This window comes from Acidimicrobiia bacterium (genome assembly GCA_041394025.1).
Classification (GTDB): Bacteria; Actinomycetota; Acidimicrobiia; order IMCC26256; family JAOSJL01; genus JAOSJL01.
On sequence record JAWKJA010000002.1, the window covers coordinates 233,070 to 252,607 of the forward strand.

The window sequence follows — 19,538 nt, forward strand, 5'->3', positions numbered from 1 at the left end:
TTGCCACGATTCGGTGCGTGCCGGTACCGTCCGACGGATGAGCAGTGCGGCACGGGCATCGGCCTGACGTGGACTTCGAGCTCTCCGACGATCAGGTGGCACTACGGGAGGCGGCGTCTGCGCTCCTCGATGCGCGATCCGACACGACGGCCGTGCGCGCCGCGGCCGACGCAGGGGGGTTCGACGCCGGACTGTGGTCTGCGATGGTCGATCAGGGCTGGACGGGCCTGGCGGTCCCCGAGATGGAAGGAGGGCTGGGGCTCGGCACGGTCGAGGTGGCGGTCGTTCTCGAGGAGGCGGGCCGGCACCTGGCACCCGTGCCGTTGCTCCCGACCCTCGTGGCACTCGACGCGCTCCGCTCGGCCCGCTCGGACGGCGTCGACGGGCTCGACACCTGGATCGGCGCCCTTCTCGGTGGCACGACCACAGCGGCGATCGGATGGAGCGCACGGTCCGCGGCCGTCGTCGCGGCGGGTGGCGACGAGTCGCTCCTGAGTGGACGGACGGCTCCCGCGGTCGGTGCACCGGCCGCAGGTGTTGCCGTCGTGTGCGCAACCGACAGGGCTGCTGACGGTGGGGAGCGGGCCCCTTCCGCCCTGTACGCCGTCGACCTCGACACGGTGGGCCGTCCCGACCCGCAGCCGGCCATGGACCGCACCCGCCAGGTCGGGTGGCTCGAGTTCGACGACACGCCGGCGGTCCGTCTGGGGGGAGCCGATGCTGCGGGTGCTGTGCTCGACGCTGCCGCCACGCTCACGTCGGTCGAGATGCTCGGCGCTGCGTCAGCCGTCCTCGACATGTCGGTGGAGTACGCCAAGGAACGCGTGCAGTTCGGGCGGCCGATCGGGAGCTTCCAGGCCGTCAAGCACCGTTGCGCCGACATGCTCGTCGACGTCGAGGGGATGCGCTCGTCGGCCTACTGGGCCGCGTGGGCACTGGGTGCCGCCGACTCCGAGGCGCCGGTGGCCGCATCCACAGCCAAGATCTGGTGCTCCGACGCAGCGAAGCGGGTCATGGACTCGGGGCTCCAGGTACACGGGGGAATCGGCTTCACGTGGGAGCACGATCTCCACCTGTTCATGAAGCGCTCCCAACTCGACCAGGTGTCCTTCGGTGACGCCGCGTACCACCGCCAGCGCCTGGCCGGGCTGCTGCGGGAGAAGGTGGAGGCCGGAGATCCCGTCCTCTGACGCCACCCCCGCTCCACTCGTCCCGGCCGGGTTGGTGCGTTTTCCGGGCTATGGGCGGGGTTTTCGCACCATCTCCGCATCGGCCCCGTTGGGTTGGTGCGTTTTCCGGGCTATGGGCGGGGTTTTCGCACCATCTCGGCGAGGGCGGCGCGGTCGGGCTTGCCCGCGGCCAGGAGCGGGAACGCCTCGAAGGTCCGCAGCACCTCGGGCGTCTTGAAGCGGGCGACACCGCACTCGGCGAACCAGGCCCGGCACGTGTCGAGGTCGAACGTTCCGTCGGCGACGACGCAGGCGGCGACCCGTTCCCCCAGCGTCTCGTCGGGGACACCGACGACCACCGCCTGGCGAACCGCCGGGTGCGCCTCGAGAAGGCCCTCGACCTCCGAGGCCGAGATGTTCTCACCGCCCCGGATGACGACGTCCTTCATCCGCCCGACGACGCGGAGCCGACCGCGGTCGTCGACAGTCGCGAGGTCGCCGGTGCGGAACCACCCGTCGACGATGGCGGCATCGGTCTGTGCGGCATCGAGGTAGCCGGCAAAGAGCTCCGGCCCGCGCAGCCACAGCTCGCCCTCTTCTCCCGCGTTCCGCTCCTCGCCCGTTCCGGGATCGACGATCCGCAGCTCGGCGTCGCCCGTGGAGCGACCGTCCGTGTGGGCAGCCGTCTCCTCGTCGTCGTCGGACCCGCTCGTCGTGACCGTCGGTGCCTCGGTCGAGCCGTACGTGCGTTTCACGTGGGCACCCAGCCTGCGGGCGGCGTCGAGGACGAACGACGGTGTGACCCCGGCGCCACCCGATGAGACGAGACGAAGGGGGCGGACGCGCGACGGGTCGAAGCCCGGTGTGTCCATCAGCGTCACGAAGAACGTGGGCGGCCCGATCATGAAGCTCACGTGTTCCTCCTCGATGAGCCCGAGGGCCCGTTCGGGGTCCCAGACGTCCATGAGGACGGTGCGTATCGGCATCACGCCGGGAATGAGCACACCGTTGAGCAGTCCGGAGATGTGGGCGAGCGGCGCGGGCATCAGGACGCAGTCATCAGGCACCAGGCCATGGACCTCGGCCATCCGGCGGGCCTTGTAGACCAGCGCCCGGTGTGTGTGGAGCACTGCCTTGGGGGTGCCGCTCGAGCCCGAGGTGAACAGCACCAACGCCGGATCGCCGGGAGAAGCCGACGCCTCGGTCACGGGCTCACCGGCGGCGACCAGGTCGGGAAACGACGGTGTGGCGCCGCGTACCGCCACGACATCGGCACGAGTCGACAGGGGGAGCCCGTCGCCGGCCAGGATCATCTCGGGATGGAGGGCCGACAGCATCGCGTCGAGATCGGACTCGCCGGCGCGGTGGTGCAGCGGGGTGGCGACGGCCCCGAGGCGCCAGCACGCGCGGAAGAGGAGGACCGACTCGTGGATGTTCGGCAGCTGCCACGCCACGACGTCACCGTGGCGGATCCCCCGCGCGCGAAGTCCTCCCGCCAGCGCCCCGACCGCGCCGTCGAGAGCCGGGCCATCGAGGCGTTGCCCGTTCGACGGGTCGACGAGAACGTCTGCGGGGTGAGGCGTGCCCGGCACCGACGAGAAGGTCGTGTCGAGGTCGGCGACGTCCCACGGCCCACCCGGGGCGGTGTAGCGCTCGGCCTCCGGAGCGTCGTAGGTGGGACGAAGCGGTCGCGGGGACATGCCGGCCCCGGTCAGGGACCGGCGATCCAGCCGGGGCTGGTGGTGGTGGCGCCGCGCAGGACCTGTCCGCCGATGAAGTTCTTCTGGATCTCGACGGTCCCGGCGCCGATGAGCAGGCCACGAATGTCGCGGTAGGCACGTTCCACGGGGTACTCGCGTGAGTAGCCGTAGCCCCCGAGGAGTTGGATGGCCTCGTCGCACACGAACCGTGCCGCCTCGTTGGCGGCCGTCTTGGCGATGGCGGTTTCCAGAGCCGGGGGAGTGCCACCCGGGCCGGCGAGGCGGACCGCACGCCCGAGAAGCATCCGTGCGCCTTCGAGGCGGGTCGTCATGTCGGCGATCTTCCACTGGAGCCCTTGGAACGACGCCAGGTTCCGGTCTCCGACGGTGCGCTCGTTCATGTAGCGGACCGCGTACTCCAGCGAGCCGGCCGCCGCACCGACGCACATCGCGGCGTTCCCACACCGCTCATGGTTGATGTGGCCGATCAGGGTCTTGAAGGACTCGCTGCTGCCCGGGTCACCCGGCAACAGGATGTCGCCGGGATCGACCCGTACACCGTCGAAGGCCAACTCGGCCTCGGAGGTGCCGCGCAGCCCCATCTTGTCGTGGGTGCCGGCGACCGACACGCCCTCGGAGGTGAGATCCACCACGACCGCCCCGATGCCGCGGGTTCCCTCGCTGCCGGGAAAGCGGCACCACACGAGACAGGCGCACGCCTTGTGACCGCCCGTCACGTAGTTCTTGTAGCCCTCGAGGCGGAACCCGTCGCCGTCGGGCACGAGCCGGGAGCGCATGTGGTTCACGGCGGATCCCGCCTCGGTCTCGCTGATGCCGATGCAGAAGAGCCCTTCACCCGAGGCGGCCAGGGGGAGCCACCGCTGCTTCAGGTCGTCGCTGCCGAGGTGCTCGATCGCCCGGGGCGGGCCGTTGAAGGTGAGCTGAGTCAGGATCGCCGACGACACGTCGACCCGGGCCAGCTCCTCGAGCACGATGGACGACTCGACGTCACCGAGGCCCGATCCCCCGTACTCCTCGCCGACGGTGATGCCGAACAGGTCCGCGGAACGCAGCGCCTCCCACGACGCCTCGGGGAACTCCTCGGTTTCGTCCCAGTGGCGCGCACGGGGCGCCAGCTCGCGTTCTGCGACGCCGCGGGCGAGATCGCGCAGGGTCTGCTGGTCGTCGGTCTCCGCGAAAGGGTCGGCTCCGTCTGCCTGCACGGCGGCAGATTAGCGCCGAGTGTCCGCAGCGGTCGTGGGTCAGCCGCCGAACATCGCGCGCCACTGCTCGGGGGTCGAGAAGCGGAACACGTAGTTGCGCTCCCGCGTGTCGCCGAGCGACGCCGACGGTTCCGGTGAGTAGAGGTGTCCGGGGAACAGGGTGGCGTGATCGGGGATGCGGGCGAGCCTCGTGTGGATGCTCTCGTACATGGCGTCGGGATCACTGCCGGGGAGGTCGGTGCGTCCGCAGCCGTCGAGGAACAGGGTGTCGCCGGCCACGAGCCGGTCGTCGACGTAGAAGCACTGGCTGCCGGGGGTGTGGCCCGGTGTGTGGATGAGCTGGACGGGGATCTCGCCGACCATGACCGTGTCGCCCGAGTCGTGAACCGCCAGGTCGGTGTCGCCGAGCGCAACGACACGTCGTACCCACTCCTCCTCGCTGCGCTGGATGTGGACGGGGCCGTCGAGCCGGTCCCCCTCGAGAAGTGCCTGCACCCCCTCGATCGAGTACCCCATGAGGTCACCGCCGATGTGGTCGGGGTGGAAGTGGGTGGCGAGAACACCTGTGAGCGTCATCCCGTCGGCCTCGAGCGTGTCGACCAGGTCGTCCACGGCGTAGGCGGGATCGACGACCACGGCGTCGCCTGTTTCACGGTCACCGATCAGATAGCTGAAGTTCACCATCTGGGAGGCGAGCGGGTCGCTCGTCGCGAAGTCGCGACCCGAGAGGAGCTGACGGAAGTAGAGACGGTCACTCATGCGGGCGTTCCATCAGTGGGCGGGCGGAGGTCGAAGGCAACCTTGACCGCTCCCGTGTCGTGCTGGTCGGCCAGCGCACGGAACGCGTCGCGCCACTCGTCGAGGCGGAAGGTGTGTGTGAGCATCGGTGTGACGTCGATCCGGCCGCTGCTCACGAGATCGAGGTAGTGCTCCAGCGCGTGGCGCCGGACGCCGTCGACCTCTTCGACACCGAAGGCGTTGGACCCCACGATGTCGACCTCCTTGAAGTACCAGGGCGACCACTCGAAGCGCCCGGCGGCGCTCACCCCCGTGACGGCGATCGTCCCGCGCGCGACCATCAGCCGGAGGGCCGTTTCGAGAGTTGCGGGCTTGCCCACTGTGTCGTAGGTGATGTCGATCGTTCCCGGGTGGGCCACGGGGAGCCCCTTCCACGGCTGGTGGAGTACCGCACCGGTGTCGTCGGCGAGACGGCGGACGATCGTCTCTGCGTCCTCGGCTGCGTCGACGACCGTGGCGCCGAAGTGTCGCGCCAGGTCCTGTTGGGCCGCGTGCAGCGCCACGCAGTGGACGTCGACGTCGGGATGGAGGGCGGCGAGGATCGCGACCGTCGTGAGACCGAGGGCGCCTGCTCCCCACACGAGGGCCCGGCCACCGTTCGGGGGCGGATGGCGTGCGACGGCGTGGAGTGACACGGCGAAGGGGTCGGCGAGCACCGCCGCCTCGTCGGACACGCCGTCGGGGACCGGGACACACATCGACTCGTGTGCAGGCATCGCGTCGGCGAAGCCCCCGGGCCCATCGCTCGAGTTGCCCGAGTGGATACCGGGCGCCAGGGAGCCGCTGGTGAAGTTCCAGCAGAGCGACAGATCACCGGCCGCGCAGGCGGGACAGACCGGGTCGATCCCTCTCGGAGCGCACGAGAGCCAGCAGTTCAGGACGACGCGGTCGCCGACGGACACGGAACTCACTGCGTCGCCGACCTGGGTGACGTCGGCGACCACCTCGTGGCCGAGGACCTGCGGAAAGGAGATGAAGGCCGTCAGCGAGAAGTCGGAGGCGTCACCGTCGGTGTCCATGAAGACCTGCTTGGCGTCGGAGCCGCACACGCCCGTGAGCCGCGGGCTCAGCACGACCCAGTCGTCGGCCCGCGGGGTCAGGTCGTCCACCTGCGTCAGGGCCATCGGCGTGCTGGCGAGGTTCCGCACCCGTGGGTTGTCCGACCCGGACAGCGACGCGTCGGGCGGATCCGTGTCGGCCGGGTCGGAGGAACCCCCGAAGACGAGTGCCCGCACCGTCGCGCTCAGTCGTCGCCTGCCGCGGCGGCCACCTCGGCGATGAGGTCGATGAAGGCGTCGCAGTCGGTGGTCTTCTGGATCGCGAGGTTCTTGGCGTCGATGTCACCGGGAAACACCGGAGGGACGTAGTACTCGAAGCCGTCGTCGACCATGGCCTCCATGATCCCCGCGGCACACTCGTCGGCCGACACCATCTCGCCCTCGTAGACGGTTTCGACGTTGTCCGGCACGTCCCAGATCTCGGTGTCGATGGGGCCGGGGAGGATCAGCTTGATGTCGACCGGGTCCTGCGCCAGGTCGAGCGCCGAGTTCTCACTCCACCCGGCCAGCGCGTACTTGGCCGCGCAGTAGGCGGCCTCGTGGGCGATCGGGATCCGCCCCCCCATGCTCGACACGTTGACGATCAATCCCGAGCCGCGCTCGAGCATCCGGGGGAGAGCCGCCTGTCCCATACGCATCGGGGACGCGAAGTTGAGGTTCATGACCTCGTCGACGGCATCGGCCGTGAGCTCGGCGACCGGCCGGCGCATCGGCATCGCAGCGTTGTTGATGAGCGCGTCGAGGCCTCCGAATGCATCCCAGGCCTCGTGGACGACGGCTTCGGCGTCCGCCAGGTCGGAGAGGTCGACGGGCCAGAAGCGGGAGTCGGGGGAGTGCACCCGGCAGTCGGTCACGACCTCCTCCAGGCGATCGGCGCGACGCGCCACGAGGCCGAGCGTTGCGCCCGCCTCGGCCAACTGACGCGCCAGAGCGGCGCCGATTCCCGACGACGCGCCCGTCAGGAGGATGTGTGAGCCGGACAGTTCCATGACGATTCCCTGTCGTGTGGGCCGGTCGGCCGCCGGCGGGCGACGGTACCACCGCGCCCGATGACTGCTCAGCGCCTGCCGTCGTCCTCGTCGTCGGTGGATGCGCTCTCGAGCACGGCTTCCGACTCCTGAGCACTGTATCCGTAGATGCCGCGTGCCATCGTCGAGGTGGCGGCCTCGCGGCGCTTCCGCATGATCGCAGCCCGGATCCGGTGGACACCGGGATCGTCGGGGGCGGCATTCGCAGCGAGCTCGATGAGGTGCCCGGCGAGGCGGAGATCACCTGCCGATGCGAGCGCCCGGGCACGATCGGCGAGGACACCGGGACCGCCTGCGAGGTCGGCGATCTCGGTCGCCACGGCGTCCTCGGGTGCAGGATGCAGCGTGGCCTGGTTTCCGTCCCACCATCCGCCGAGCAGTCGCCACACGTTGCGCACCACGAACTCGGGTTCGTCGTAGATGGGCTGGAGATACGGCCGCTGTGCGAGATGTGCCGGAACCTCCACCGTGTGGAGGACGTCGTCGAGGGAGGCACCGGCGTTCATCAGATCTCGGGTTTGACCCTCGAGTACCTCCAGGAACTCTGCGGTGTCGACGAGGGCCCGGCGCACCCGGTCTGCACCCAGGATCGGTGGGCCGTGTCCCGGCAGGAGCGTGTGGGCGTTGCAGGCCGCCATGTCGCGAAGTGCGCGTGCCCAGTCGGCGGCGTAGCGCTGCACCTTCTGGGGGTTGCCGGCGTTGGGTGACGCCCAGATGAAGAAGTCGCCCGAGCAGAGTGTGCACCGCTGCGGCATGAACACCCACGTGGCGTCGTCGGTCTCGCCGCGGCCGTGGTGGAGTTCGAAGTCTTCACCGTTGATCGTGAGCGTGAGCCGGTCGGTGTAGGTCGTGTCGGGCAGGCGGAAGGTGCCGGGGAAGGTGAAGCCGGTCTCGGCACCGAACTGCCTGCGGTTGATGACCGTGTTGTAACCGTTCGTGGCGGCGTACCGGTCGAACCGTCGCGGCACGGCCTCGTGGGCGACAACGCTCACCGTTCGGCCGTGGGCGGCGGCGTCGGCCTCGAAGGGTGCCAGGCCCCCGACGTGGTCGATGTGCCCGTGGGTGAACACCGCTGTGTGGACCGGTGCGTCGCTCCACTGCCGCACTGCCGCGTGATTGCCGGTGGCGAGGGCCTCGAGGCCGGTGTCGACGAGCAGGAGAGCGTCACCGGTGTCGACGGCCGTGACGTTTCCGAAGCTCGCCAGGAAGAAGACCCCGTCGGCGATGTCCTCACCGCCGAACGTCCGCATGGGGTCGAAGCGCGTGGTGGTCGGCTCACCCGCCCACAGTTCGTCGGCGAGGTCGAGGAGGTCGCTCACGGGCTCCGGTATAGCCGCGCTGCACCCCGTGGGACACGGGCTCGGTGTTGGCGCACGAAACTGAAACGTGTTTCACTTTCTCCCGTGACGACCGCGCTCGCCCGCAACCAGGCCGCCCGCCGCCGCCGGGTCCTCGACGCCGCCGTCTCCCTGGCGGTCTCGGGAGGTTTCGAGGCCGTCCAGATGCGCGATGTCGCCACGGAGGCCGACGTGGCGCTCGGGACCGTCTACCGCTACTTCTCGAGCAAGGAGCGCCTGTTGCTCGAGGTCAACATCGAACAGATCGACGGTCTGGTCACCCGGCTCGATCGGCGCCCACCGCGGGGCGACACACCCGCCGAGCGCGTGAAGGACGTCCTGCGGCGGGCCAACCAGGCGCTGCTGAAGCAACGGGAGGTCACTTCGGCCATGGTGAGGGCTCTGGCGTCGTCGCCGCCGAGCGAGGTCGACGCCGTTCGCAAGATCACCGTGACGATGACCGGCATCATCACGTCCGCCATCGGGGAGGAGTGCCCGACCGACGACGACCTCGCGAGGGCGCGCATCATCATGCAGGTGTGGCTCTCGTCGCTCGTGGGGTGGGTCGGTGGTGTCGACCCGGGGGAGAGGGTCCACGAGGACCTCGACCGCGCGGTCGACGACCTCCTCGACGGGGCGACCGTCGCGCGCTAGACCGGGCCGCCGGCGAGTCCAGGAGGACCACTGTGGCGGAGTACAACCTGGCCGACCTCTTCGAGCTGTCGGTCGATGCCTTCCCCGACCGTCGGGCGCTGATTTTCGAGGAAGAGCGGTTCACTTATCGCGGCCTCGACGAACGAATGAACCGTATGGCGCACCACCTCGAGTCGGTGGGTATCGGGCCCGGTGACCACGTCGGGATCTACTCGCTGAACAACAACCAGTGGATCGAGACGATGTACGCGTGCTACAAGATCCGTGCCGTACCGGTGAACATCAACTTCCGCTACGTCGAGGCGGAACTGCTCTACCTCTTCGACAACGCGGATCTCGCGGCACTCGTCTACCAGCGTCAGTACGCCGACCGGATCGCCGTCGTTGCCGGCGACGTCCCGACCCTCCGGCACTTCGTCCGTATCGAGGACGGCACAGACGTCGACGACTCGAAGCTTGGCCCCGTCGAGTACGAGGAGGCCCTGGCCGCGCAGTCACCCGAACGGGGATTCGCGGAGCGTTCGCCCGACGACATCTACCTGCTCTACACCGGCGGCACCACGGGAATGCCCAAGGGCGTGATGTGGCGCCAGGAGGACGTCTTCTTCGCCCTCGGCGGGGGCCACGACCCCTTCACCCGCGAGCCCGTGCGGTCGCCCGAGGAGCTCTCACAGAAGGCCGCGGCCGCCGGTGAGGACGCCGCCGTCCTGATGTTCCCCGTGCCGCCGCTGATGCACGGTGCCGGGCAGTTCGGCTGCTTCAACGCCTTCCACAACGGCTACGCGGTGCTGCTCATCGCGGGGTTCGACGCCGAGGCCGTGTGGCGGCTCGTCGCCAAGGAGCGTGCCAACACCCTCAGCATCACCGGCGACGCCATGGCGCGTCCTCTCGCCGAGACCCTCGAGACGCTCCACGACGAGCTCGACCTCTCGAGCCTTCTCACTCTCAACAGCACCGCGGCCGTCTTCTCGCCGTCGATCAAGGAGCAGCTCCTGGAGCTGCTCCCGAACGCCATGATCCTCGACGCCGTCGGCTCCACCGAGGGTGGGATGAACGGCATGCGGATCGCGGAGAAGGGTTCGAAGTCCGAGGGTGGTGTCACGACGGTCGACCCGGGGCCGGGCTCGACCGTGCTCGACGAGGACATGAAGCCCGTTGTCCCCGGTTCCGGCACGGTCGGGATGCTCGCCAGGTCCGGGAACGTCCCAATCGGCTACTACAAGGATCCCGAGAAGACCGCCGCCACGTTCCCGGTCGTCGACGGTGTCCGCTACTCGATCCCCGGTGACTACGCCACGATCGACGACGACGGACGCATCACACTCCTGGGCCGCGGGTCCGTGTCGATCAACACGGGCGGCGAGAAGGTCTACCCCGAGGAGGTCGAGGCGGCGCTCAAGTCGCATCCGGACGTCTTCGACGTGCTGGTTGTCGGTGTTCCCGACGAACGATGGGGTGAGCGCGTCGCGGCCGTCGTCCAGGCCCGCGGCGACACCCACCCGTCCGTGGGGGAGCTCGGGGAGCATTGCCGGCAGCACATCGCCGGCTACAAGGTGCCCCGCGAGGTGTTCTACGTGGACGAGGTGGCCCGGCTTCCCAACGGCAAGCCCGACTACACGTGGGCCAAGGAGACGGCCCACCGTCTCGTCGGTGTCGACGCCTGAGAAATCAGGCGTCGGCGGCGATCGAGGCGCCGAGCGCCACGAGTTGCTCGCTGCCCGATCCGAGTGAGAGCTCGATCCAGCGGGACCAGGTGAAGTAGCGGTGCAGCGGGTAGTCGACGTCGACGCCGATCCCGCCGTGCAGATGCGAGGCCGCGTGCAGGACCCGCGATGCGCCGTCGGCGGCCCAGAAGCCGGCGATGCGGATCTCGTCGTCGGCCGGGACTCCCTCGGCGAGTCGCCACGCCGCCTGCCAAGCCGTGAGGTTCACGGCGAGGGTGTCGATGTAGGCATCGCCCGCCCGTTGCGACACGGCCTGGAACGACGCGATCGGGTGGTCGAACTGCTCACGGCTCGATGTGTACTCCGCTGTCATCTTCAACGCGGCGTCGCACACCCCTGCCTGGGTGACGCACAGCCCGGCCGCCGTGTGCCGGAGCAGCCACGGCAGCACAGCTGCGCGGACGTCGGAATCACCCAGTGGCTCGCCCTCGACGCCGTCGAACGTGATCGTCGACACAGGGTGGTCGTTGGTGGCCGTCTCGTGATTCATCGAGACTCCGTCGGCGTCGGCTGCAACGAGGAAGACAGCGGCGCTGTCCCGTGTGGACGCCGGAACCAGGATGGTGTCCGAGACGCCCGCCCACGGCACCGCGTGCTTCGAACCCGTGAGGGCCCACCCGCTGTCCGTCTCGCGGGCGGTGGTGGTCGGGCGGGCCGGGTCCGGGTTGGCCTGCTCGCTGAGAGCGGGCGTGAGCAGGGCGGTACCTGCCACCGCGCCCGGGACGACGGCGCTGCGCTGCGTATCGGTTCCGAAGCGGTCGACGGCGAGCGCCGACGTCACGCTCGACAGGTACGGAACGGGCGCCACGTGGCGCCCGATCTCCTCGAGCACGATGGCGACCTCCAGGAAACCGAGCCCCCCGCCGCCGTTCTCCTCGGAGCAGGCGATCCCCACGAGGCCGGCCGTCGCCAGTTCGTCCCAGGTGGAGCGGTCGAGGCCGTCACCGGCCTCCACCTCCTTCAGGTGGTCGTGGGTGACCCGGTCGGACAGGATCCTGCGCGCCAGGCCCCGGAGATCTTCCTGGTCTTCGGTGAGTGAGAAGTCCATGGTGTCCTTCTGCGGATGGGCAGGCTCGCCGGGGTCACCGGATCGACCGGGGCATACCCAGGCCGAAGATGGCGATCAGGTCACGCTGCACCTCGTTGGTGCCACCCCCGAACGTGAGGATCAACGTTCCCTGGTAGGCGGTCTCGAGGCGCCGCAGGAGCGACGACCCGGGTCCGTCGTCCTTCAGCGCGGACTCTGGCCCGGCCACCTCCATGAGGAGCCGGTAGGCCTCGGTGAAGAACTCGGTGGCAAACACCTTCGTGGCGGAGGCGTCGGCGACGTTGAGGCGTCCCTCGGTGGCTGCCCAGGCGACCTTCCAGTTGAGCAGCTTCAGGAACTCGATCTTGGCGCGGACTTGCGCGAGGTTCCGCTGCACCCACTCCTGGTCGATCACGCGCCGCCCGTCGGGCAGCAGCGTGTTGCCGGCCCACCCGGTGGTTTCCTCCAGTCGCTTCGCAACCCACCCCGTCGGGCCGAGGGCGACGCGCTCGTGATTCAGCTGGTTGACGATGAGATCCCAGCCGCGGTTCTCCTCGCCGACGAGGTTCGACACCGGCACCCGGACGTCGTCGTAGTACGTCGCGTTGGTACGCGCGGACCCCATGATGTCGATCGGTGTGAGCTTGAAGCCCTCGGTGTCTGTCGGCACGATGATGATCGAGATACCCCGGTGCTTCTCGGCGTCCGGGTCGGTCCTGCACGCCAACCACACGTAGTCGGCGTGCTCGGCGATGCTCGTGAAGATCTTCTGGCCGTTGATGAGCCACTCGTCACCGTCGCGCTCCGCCCGGGTCGTGAGAGAGGCAAGGTCGGTGCCTGCTCCCGGCTCCGTGTAGCCGATGGCGAACTGGATGTCGCCGCGGAGGATCTTCGGGAGGAAGAAGTCCTTCTGCTCCTGGGTGCCGAACTGCATGATGGTGGGTGCGACGGAGTTGATCGACAGCATGGGCACCGGGGCACCGGCACGCTGCGCCTCGTCGTAGAAGATGAACTGCTCGAGGGGCGAGCGGCCCTGCCCGCCGAACTCCTTCGGCCAGCCCACGCCGAGCCAGCCGTCGGCGCCCATCTTCCGGCACGCCTCCAGCGCGTTCGGCCCACCGAGTTCGCCGCCGGTCATCTCGGCGCGGATCTCGTCGGTCATCAGGTCGTCGAAGTACGCGCGGAGCTCGTCGCGCAGCGCCTGTTGATCGTCGGTCAGGCCGATGTGCATCGCGGCTCCGTCGCCGGCTCGTCGGGCAGACCGCCCGCCGATGAGAACGCGTTCTCTTTTTGCATTCTGGCTCGCGTGCCGCGCCGGTGTCGATCCGGTGCGCTCCCGGTGTGGGGCTTGCCCCTTCTAGCCTGCTCGCTGTGCGCCGCGAGCTCACCTCTGCCGTCGACGACCTCGTCGCCCGTGACCCTGTCATGGCGGATCTCGTCGACCGCCACGGACCCTGCCGGCTGCCGGGGTCCCTCCCGGCGGGCGGTCGCTTCGAGGCCCTCACGCGCTCGATCTGTGGTCAGCAGGTCGCCGGGGCGGCGGCCCGTGCCATTCACGGCCGGTTCCTCGCTCTCTACGACGGCTCGCCGACACCCGAAGCGGTTCTCGCCACGCACCCTGACGAGCTCCGCGCTGTCGGACTGTCGGGGTCCAAGGCCGCGTCGATCGTCGACCTCGCCCTCCACGTGGAGAACGGCGACGTACGGCTGGCGACCATCGGGCGCCACGACGACGCCGCGGTGGTCGAGCAGTTGACCGTCGTGCGCGGCATCGGGTCATGGACCGCCCACATGTTCCTCATGTTCCAGCTGGGACGTCTCGACGTGTGGCCCAGCGGTGACTTCGGCGTCCGCAAGGGGTACGGACGGGCGTGGAGGCGCGACGGCGAGGCTCCGACCGCCCGCGACCTGGAGCCGCTCGGTGATCCGTACCGGCCCTACCGGTCCGTGGTTGCCTGGTACTGCTGGCGGGCAGCCGGCGACGAGACGGCGTCGCCGTGAGCCCGCGGCGCTCGCCGATCGCGGCGACGACGTTCCTCCTGATCCTCGCGGTCGCCGCCGTGGTCGGGACCGGGCTCGGTTTGCTCGTGCAGCGCCTCGACGACGACAGCGATGGCGGTTCCGGACCCACGACGACCGTGGCGCTCGATCCCGATCTGCCCGACTCGCCCGAGGCACTGTGGATGTTCGGGTCGCAGACGCTTCGCACCAACTCGGCTCTCAGTGCGCCTGCCATCGTTCCTGTCGAGATGTTCGGCGTCGTCGACGGAGCGACGGGCTCGGTCCACTCGTGGTCCGTCTCCACAGCCGAGTTCCGGGTTCTCGACACCGGGGAGAACGCCGTGACCACCGTGGCCGACGTGGATCTCACCGGCGATGTGGACCCGGAGACGGCGCCGATCCTGGCCTCCGTTCCGGGAGCGGCATGGATCGTGACCGGGCCCGACACGCTGGCGCGCGTCGACGCCACCTCAGGGGGCGTGACAGCCGAGACAACGCTGCCCGCCTCGTTCACCGGCCTGGCCGACGGCGCACAGGTGCTGGCGACACGCGTGGTCGCGTTCGCCGACACGGTGACGGCGGTCTTCGACGTGTCCACGTCGGACGGGGCCGTCGCCGTGGGTCTCGCGTCGATCGACGCGACGAGTGGCGAGATCCGGACCGTCGCCGCACTCACCGAGCGGGCGACGACCGGTGTGGACCTCGTCGCTGCCGGCGAGGATGCCGTATGGCTCGTCGTCGACGGATCGCTCGTGCGGGTGACAGCGACGGATCTCGTCGAGACAGGCCGGTTGACGCTCGCAGACAGCGAGCTCGGAGCCCGGTTCGACGCCCTCCTCGCGGTCGGCGACGATGCATGGCTCGTCAACCGCGACGGGCCGACGTTGTCGCGCATCGGCCCGTCACTCGACTCGGGTGGGTCGGTGCGCCTCGCAGAGGCGGGGGACGATGTTGCCGACGCCCCGACCACCGCCGTGACCGGTGACAACCGTGTCTACGCACTCCTGCAGCGCACCGACGGCAGCAGCATCGTCGCGAGTGTCGACATCGACACCCTTTCCGTGGAGCGTCGCATCGGCTTACCGGCGGGAGACCTGATCGCGGCACTGGCCTACAGCGCCGCGCCCGAACCCGAACAGCAAGAAGTGCTTCAATGAGGTGTCGTATCCGGACCTCATTGACGCACCATGGGTCCGCTGCTCCACGCCGGGGGGTCGTTACGCTGCGCGCATGAACCCCGCGGCGACACAGCCCCGGAAGTCCCTCCTTCCGGTCGTCACGGCGTTCGCGGCTCTCGGCGGATTCCTGTTCGGCTACGACACCGGCGTCATCTCGGGCGCCATCGGCTTCATCGCCGACGAGTTCGACCTCAACAGCTTCGAGCAGGGGGTCGTCACGTCGTCGGTTCTCGCCGGAGCGTTCTTCGGTGCCGGACTCTCGGGCGTCACGGCCGACACGTACGGACGGCGCCGTCTCCTGATCTTCGCCGGCGCCATCTACGTCGTGGGCGCGACCGCTGCCGCGCTGAGCCCGGGCGTCGAGTTCCTGGTCGCCAGTCGTTTCGTCCTGGGTCTCGGAATCGGGATCACCTCCACGGTGGCACCGCTCTACATCGCCGAGATGGCGCCGGCATCGCGGCGCGGCGGCCTCGTCGCCACCTACCAGCTCGCTATCACGATCGGGATTCTCGTCGCCGACCTCGTCGACGAGGCCCTCTCGCACCCCGGTGGGTGGCGCTGGGCGTTCGGCCTGGCGGCGATCCCGGGGGCGGTGCAGTTCATCGGGATGTCGAGAATGCCCGCGTCGCCGCGCTGGCTGATCGGCCAGCACCGGGAGGCAGACGCCACGGCGGTGATGAAGAAGGTCGGAGCGTCCGATGACGAGGCCCACACCGAGATCGCCGCCATGCAGGGGGCCGTCGCGGAGGAGCGTGCGGGCTCCTGGGCAGATCTGCTGTCTCCCGGCGTCAAGGCCGCTCTCGGCGTCGGCGTGATGCTGGCGCTCATCCAGCAGATCACCGGCATCAACACCGTCATCTACTACGCCCCCGACATTTTCGAGGACGCCCGGTTCGGTTCGGCGCAGAACGCCATCTGGGCGACCGTGGTCGTGTCAACGGTCAACGTGCTCGCGACCCTCATCGCCATCCGCTACCTCGACCGCTGGGGACGGATCCCGCTGCTCACAGCCGGCCTGTCGGGGATGATCGCCAGCCTGTTCGCCCTCGGCGGCACGTTCGTGTTCCTCGACAAGGGCGAAGACAGTGGTGCGCTCGGCATCCTCGCCGTGTTCTTCGTGTGCACCTACATCGCCAGTTTCGCCTTCTCGCTGGGGCCGATCGTGTGGGTGATCGTGTCGGAGATCTTTCCCACCAAGGTACGTGGCCGGGCCATCTCGGTGGCGACGATGGTGAACTGGGGTGCGAACTTCGTCGTCGGGCTCACGTTCCTCACCCTCGTCGACGAGGTCCACACGTGGGGAACCTTCTGGCTCTTCGGCCTCCTCAGTGTCGGTTCGCTGTGGTACATCCGCGCCAGAGTGCCCGAGACCAAGGGGAGGACGCTCGAGGAGATCGAGGCGAGCTGGACGAGCCCCTCGAGCTAGTCGAGTTGTTCGAGTCCGAAGACGCGCACGGCGTTCTCGCGGAGGAACTTCGGCCACACGTGGTCGCGGAACGGGACCTCGGGGAGCTCTGAGAAGATCCGGTCGAGTGACAGGCCCGCGGGGTAGTAGCCGGCGTACATGATCTGGTCGGCGCCCCGCGTGTTGGCGAAGTACACGATGTCGTCGGGGTAGTGCTTCGGGGCGAACGCCGACGTGGAGTAGTGAAGGTTGGGCCACTTGAGCATGAGCTTCACAGCGAGGTCCGTCCACGGCTCGGCGCCGTGGCGCATCACGATCTTCAACTCGGGGAAGAACCAGCACACCTGGTCGAGACGCGCGGCATCCTGTGGTGAGAATGGGATCCGCGGGCCCGGTACCCCCACGGTGAGGAAGATGGGGATGTCGAGCTCCACGCACTTGGCGTAGACGGGGTAGAAGCGCTTGTCGTCGATCGGAACCGGGGGCGTGAGCCCGGCGGGGAACGACTGTGCCGACGTAGCCCCTTTCTCGTGCACGGCCCTCTCGAGGTGACGCACGCTCTCCATGCCGTTGGTCGGGCTGACATACACGCTGCCGAGGAACCGGTCGCTGTGCTCGCGAAGCGCCCGCTGCGCGTCCTCGTTTTCCGCGACGTTGATCATGGCGCGCTCGATGCCGAAGCGGTCCATCTCCGCCAGAAGGAACTCGACGGGGTCCTCGACGTCGTCGTATTTCGGAACGTCCTTGAACATGTACTCGGCGGGGAACTCGAATTCCTCGCGGCTCTCGGCATCCTTGAAGTTGGCCTTGAGGAAGTCGTACTTGCGTTTCATCTCCTCGCGCGGGGACGGCATCCCCATCATGAGATCGATGATCCCGAGGTCGCTGGGCATGGACATTGATTCGTCCCGCGTTAGTTGGAGAGGCCGAAGACACGCGTGGCGTTGCCGCGCAGGAACGGCTCCCAGACGTGGTCACGGAATGGCACATCGGGGAGCTCTGAGAAGATCCGGTCGAGGCTGAGGCCCATGGGGAAGTACCCGGCGTACATGACCTTGTCTACTCCACGGGTGTTGGCGTAGTGGACGACGTCGGACGGGTAGAACTTCGGGGCGAACGCAGAGGTCGAGTAGTAGAGGTTCGGCCACTTGAGCATGAGCTTCACCGCGAGCTCGGTCCAGGGCTCGGCGCCGTGGCGCATGACGAACTTCAGCTCCGGGAAGAACCAGCACACCTCGTCGATGAGCCCGGTCTCCTGTGGGGCGAACGGCACGCGGGGCCCGGGGACGCCGGTGCACACGCAGATCGGGATGTCGAGCTCCACACACTTGGCGTACAACGGATAGAACTTTCGGTCGTTGATCGGAACCTGCGGTGTCAGGCCGGCAGGAAACGCCGTGGCGGCCTTGACGCCCAGCTCCTCGACGGCCCGCTCGAGCTCGCGCACTCCCTCCATCCCGCGGTTGGGATCGACCTCGAAGCTCCCGAAGAACCGGTCGCCGTGGTCGCGCAGCGCCCGGGCCCCGTTCTCGTTGCGGAAGTTCACCCCGATCATGGCCCGCTCGATGCCGTGGTGGTCCATCTGCTGGAGGAGGAAAGCCACCGGGTCGTCGTGCTGTTCCACCTTGGGGACGTCGTGGAACATGTACTCGGCGGGGAACTCGAAGTCCTCCCGGCTCTCGCGGTCGAGGAGCTGGGTCCGCAGGAAGTCGTACCAGCGCGCCGGGTCACCCGCCGGCAGACCCATCATGAGGTCGATCACTCCGATGTCGTCGGGCATTCCCACGCGTACGCTCCTCGGTGCGTCCCGATCGACCCGCTTCGCCGGGCCGTGTGGATTCCTCCGGCCGGTCGACGGTACCCGAGCTGACGGGCCGTCAGGTACACCGGGGTGTGACCACGCATTGTGAGATTTCTCTCCAGTCGACCACAAAGGGTGTCGATAGGGGAGGCAGACCGAACAGGAGTGGCCCGGCGGCACGGGGCGCTTCAAACGCGTGGAGGTCACATGGCCGGCGAGCACCCACAGGACCCCCGGAAACGACGGGGGCTGCTCGTCGCCTGTGCGTCCGGCGTCGCCCTCCTGGCGGCGGCGTGCATCCCGCAACCCCCTCCGCCGCCCCCTCCGCCGCCATCGGTCTGCGCCTCGGGCGGGCCCGAGAGCGAGGTGCTGACACACGCCGGCGGCGAGGGGCAGGAGGCGGCCACCGTTCCGGTCGTCGCCGTCACCGAGGACGGCGCCGGGGACCTCGAGGTCGTGACCTACGGAGCCGACGACCTCGGTGAGGCCGTCGAGTTCGCCGTGGCGCTCGAGGCGGATCCCACGACCGACGTCGTCGCCGTCGAGGCCGACACACCGGTGGCCGTGGAGGCGACGGCGACCGATCCGAAACGCTCGCAACAGTGGGCGCTGAACAATGTCAGCTTCGAGTCGGCCTGGGACACCGCCAACGGCTCCGGCACAGTCATCGCGGTGGTCGACACGGGGGTGCGTGCCACACACGAGGACCTCGGCTCCAAGACCGAGGCCGGTGCCGACTTCGTCTCCCCGGGAGGCGGGACCGGATGCTTCGACCCGCACGGTCACGGTACGCACGTTGCCGGGATCGCGTCGGCATCCACCAACAACGGGAAGGGCGTCGCCGGTGGGTCGCCCGGGTCCCACATCATGCCGGTCCGCGTCCTCGACGAGGACGGTTCGGGCTGGACGTCGGACGTGACGGCCGGGATCATCTGGGCTGCTGACCACGGAGCGGACGTGATCAACCTCTCGCTCGGCGGCGGCGGCTATTCGTCCTCGATGCGCACGGCGGTGCAGAACGCCGTGGCGGACGGCGTCCTCGTGGTGGCGGCGTCCGGTAACAACAACTCGAGTACGCCGTCGTACCCCGGCGGGTACCCCGAGGCCCTCACGGTGGCATCGACCACGTCGAGCAACATCCGCTCCGGCTTCTCGAACTACGGCCCCCATGTCGACGTGGCGGCTCCGGGCAGCGGGATCCTGTCGACGGGAGGGTGGGCCAACAACGCCTACGTCACGATGAGTGGGACGTCGATGGCGACCCCCTACGCGTCGGCTGCCGCGGCGGTCGTGAAGTCGGCCTGCCCGGCAGCGTCGGCGAACGACGTGACGGCGGCGCTCACCTCGACCGCCACCGACCTCGGCTCACCCGGCTTCGACAACTACTTCGGGCACGGCCTGATCAACCCGGCGGGAGCGGTCACCGCCTGCTGAG

Annotated in this window: 17 protein-coding genes; 7 read left to right on the forward strand and 10 right to left on the reverse strand. The window is 69.0% G+C overall.

Annotated elements, in window-relative coordinates; translation table 11 throughout:
- Positions 1–68 precede the first annotated feature (68 nt).
- The gene (locus R3A49_01055; protein ID MEZ5169318.1) at positions 69–1,190 is read left to right on the forward strand and encodes an acyl-CoA dehydrogenase family protein; all 1,122 of its coding nucleotides are present in this window, start codon (positions 69–71) and stop codon (positions 1,188–1,190) included.
- A gap of 110 nt (positions 1,191–1,300) precedes the next feature.
- Here the strand turns inward: R3A49_01055 and R3A49_01060 are convergent, their stop codons facing one another.
- From R3A49_01060 to R3A49_01085, 6 genes are all read right to left on the reverse strand, one after another.
- Positions 1,301–2,869: an AMP-binding protein gene (locus tag R3A49_01060; protein MEZ5169319.1), complete on the reverse strand. Its 1,569-nt coding sequence runs from the start codon at positions 2,867–2,869 to the stop codon at positions 1,301–1,303.
- A gap of 11 nt (positions 2,870–2,880) precedes the next feature.
- Positions 2,881–4,092 (reverse strand): acyl-CoA dehydrogenase family protein, encoded by a 1,212-nt coding sequence (locus R3A49_01065; protein ID MEZ5169320.1) that lies wholly within the window; start codon positions 4,090–4,092, stop codon positions 2,881–2,883.
- A gap of 39 nt (positions 4,093–4,131) precedes the next feature.
- Complete coding sequence (locus tag R3A49_01070) at positions 4,132–4,851, reverse strand: MBL fold metallo-hydrolase (GenBank protein ID MEZ5169321.1); 720 nt, start codon at positions 4,849–4,851, stop codon at positions 4,132–4,134.
- On the reverse strand, positions 4,848–6,125 hold the full coding sequence (locus R3A49_01075) for an alcohol dehydrogenase catalytic domain-containing protein (protein MEZ5169322.1): 1,278 nt from the start codon (positions 6,123–6,125) through the stop codon (positions 4,848–4,850). The genes R3A49_01070 and R3A49_01075 overlap by 4 nt, the downstream gene beginning before the upstream one ends.
- An 8-nt stretch (positions 6,126–6,133) precedes the next feature.
- Positions 6,134–6,937, reverse strand: a complete 804-nt coding sequence (locus R3A49_01080; protein ID MEZ5169323.1) for an SDR family NAD(P)-dependent oxidoreductase — start codon at positions 6,935–6,937, stop codon at positions 6,134–6,136.
- Positions 6,938–7,005: 68 nt separating this feature from the next.
- Complete coding sequence (locus R3A49_01085) at positions 7,006–8,295, reverse strand: alkyl sulfatase dimerization domain-containing protein (GenBank protein ID MEZ5169324.1); 1,290 nt, start codon at positions 8,293–8,295, stop codon at positions 7,006–7,008.
- A gap of 84 nt (positions 8,296–8,379) precedes the next feature.
- Here R3A49_01085 and R3A49_01090 point away from each other — a divergent pair, with 84 nt between their 5' ends.
- Both R3A49_01090 and R3A49_01095 read left to right on the forward strand, forming a co-directional pair.
- Positions 8,380–8,967 carry a TetR family transcriptional regulator gene (locus R3A49_01090; protein MEZ5169325.1) on the forward strand — a complete coding sequence of 196 codons (588 nt, stop codon included), beginning with the start codon at positions 8,380–8,382 and terminating at the stop codon, positions 8,965–8,967.
- A gap of 32 nt (positions 8,968–8,999) precedes the next feature.
- Positions 9,000–10,631, forward strand: a complete 1,632-nt coding sequence (locus tag R3A49_01095) for an acyl-CoA synthetase (GenBank protein ID MEZ5169326.1) — start codon at positions 9,000–9,002, stop codon at positions 10,629–10,631.
- A 4-nt stretch (positions 10,632–10,635) separates the two neighbouring features.
- Here R3A49_01095 and R3A49_01100 read toward each other — a convergent pair whose 3' ends face one another.
- Positions 10,636–11,739, reverse strand: coding sequence for an acyl-CoA dehydrogenase family protein (locus R3A49_01100; protein ID MEZ5169327.1), 1,104 nt, complete (start codon positions 11,737–11,739; stop codon positions 10,636–10,638).
- Positions 11,740–11,773: 34 nt separating this feature from the next.
- Positions 11,774–12,949 carry an acyl-CoA dehydrogenase family protein gene (locus tag R3A49_01105; protein MEZ5169328.1) on the reverse strand — a complete coding sequence of 392 codons (1,176 nt, stop codon included), beginning with the start codon at positions 12,947–12,949 and terminating at the stop codon, positions 11,774–11,776.
- Between the two features lie 140 nt (positions 12,950–13,089).
- Between R3A49_01105 and R3A49_01110 the strand changes: the two genes are divergently transcribed.
- The 3 genes from R3A49_01110 (at position 13,090) to R3A49_01120 (ending at position 16,323) form a co-directional block, all read left to right on the forward strand.
- Complete coding sequence (locus R3A49_01110) at positions 13,090–13,719, forward strand: DNA-3-methyladenine glycosylase 2 family protein (GenBank protein ID MEZ5169329.1); 630 nt, start codon at positions 13,090–13,092, stop codon at positions 13,717–13,719.
- Positions 13,716–14,876 (forward strand): hypothetical protein, encoded by a 1,161-nt coding sequence (locus tag R3A49_01115; GenBank protein ID MEZ5169330.1) that lies wholly within the window; start codon positions 13,716–13,718, stop codon positions 14,874–14,876. Before R3A49_01110 ends, R3A49_01115 begins: the two co-directional genes overlap by 4 nt.
- Before the next feature lie 73 nt (positions 14,877–14,949).
- Positions 14,950–16,323, forward strand: a complete 1,374-nt coding sequence (locus tag R3A49_01120) for a sugar porter family MFS transporter (protein MEZ5169331.1) — start codon at positions 14,950–14,952, stop codon at positions 16,321–16,323.
- Here the strand turns inward: R3A49_01120 and R3A49_01125 are convergent.
- Positions 16,320–17,195 (reverse strand): amidohydrolase family protein, encoded by an 876-nt coding sequence (locus tag R3A49_01125; protein ID MEZ5169332.1) that lies wholly within the window; start codon positions 17,193–17,195, stop codon positions 16,320–16,322. The genes R3A49_01120 and R3A49_01125 overlap by 4 nt on opposite strands.
- A 20-nt stretch (positions 17,196–17,215) precedes the next feature.
- Entirely contained in the window at positions 17,216–18,082 is an 867-nt protein-coding gene (locus R3A49_01130; GenBank protein MEZ5169333.1) for an amidohydrolase family protein, read from the reverse strand.
- A 228-nt stretch (positions 18,083–18,310) separates the two neighbouring features.
- On the opposite strand from R3A49_01130, the gene R3A49_01135 reads away from it, so the two are divergent.
- Positions 18,311–19,537: a S8 family serine peptidase gene (locus R3A49_01135; protein ID MEZ5169334.1), complete on the forward strand. Its 1,227-nt coding sequence runs from the start codon at positions 18,311–18,313 to the stop codon at positions 19,535–19,537.
- Position 19,538: the final 1 nt, after the last annotated feature.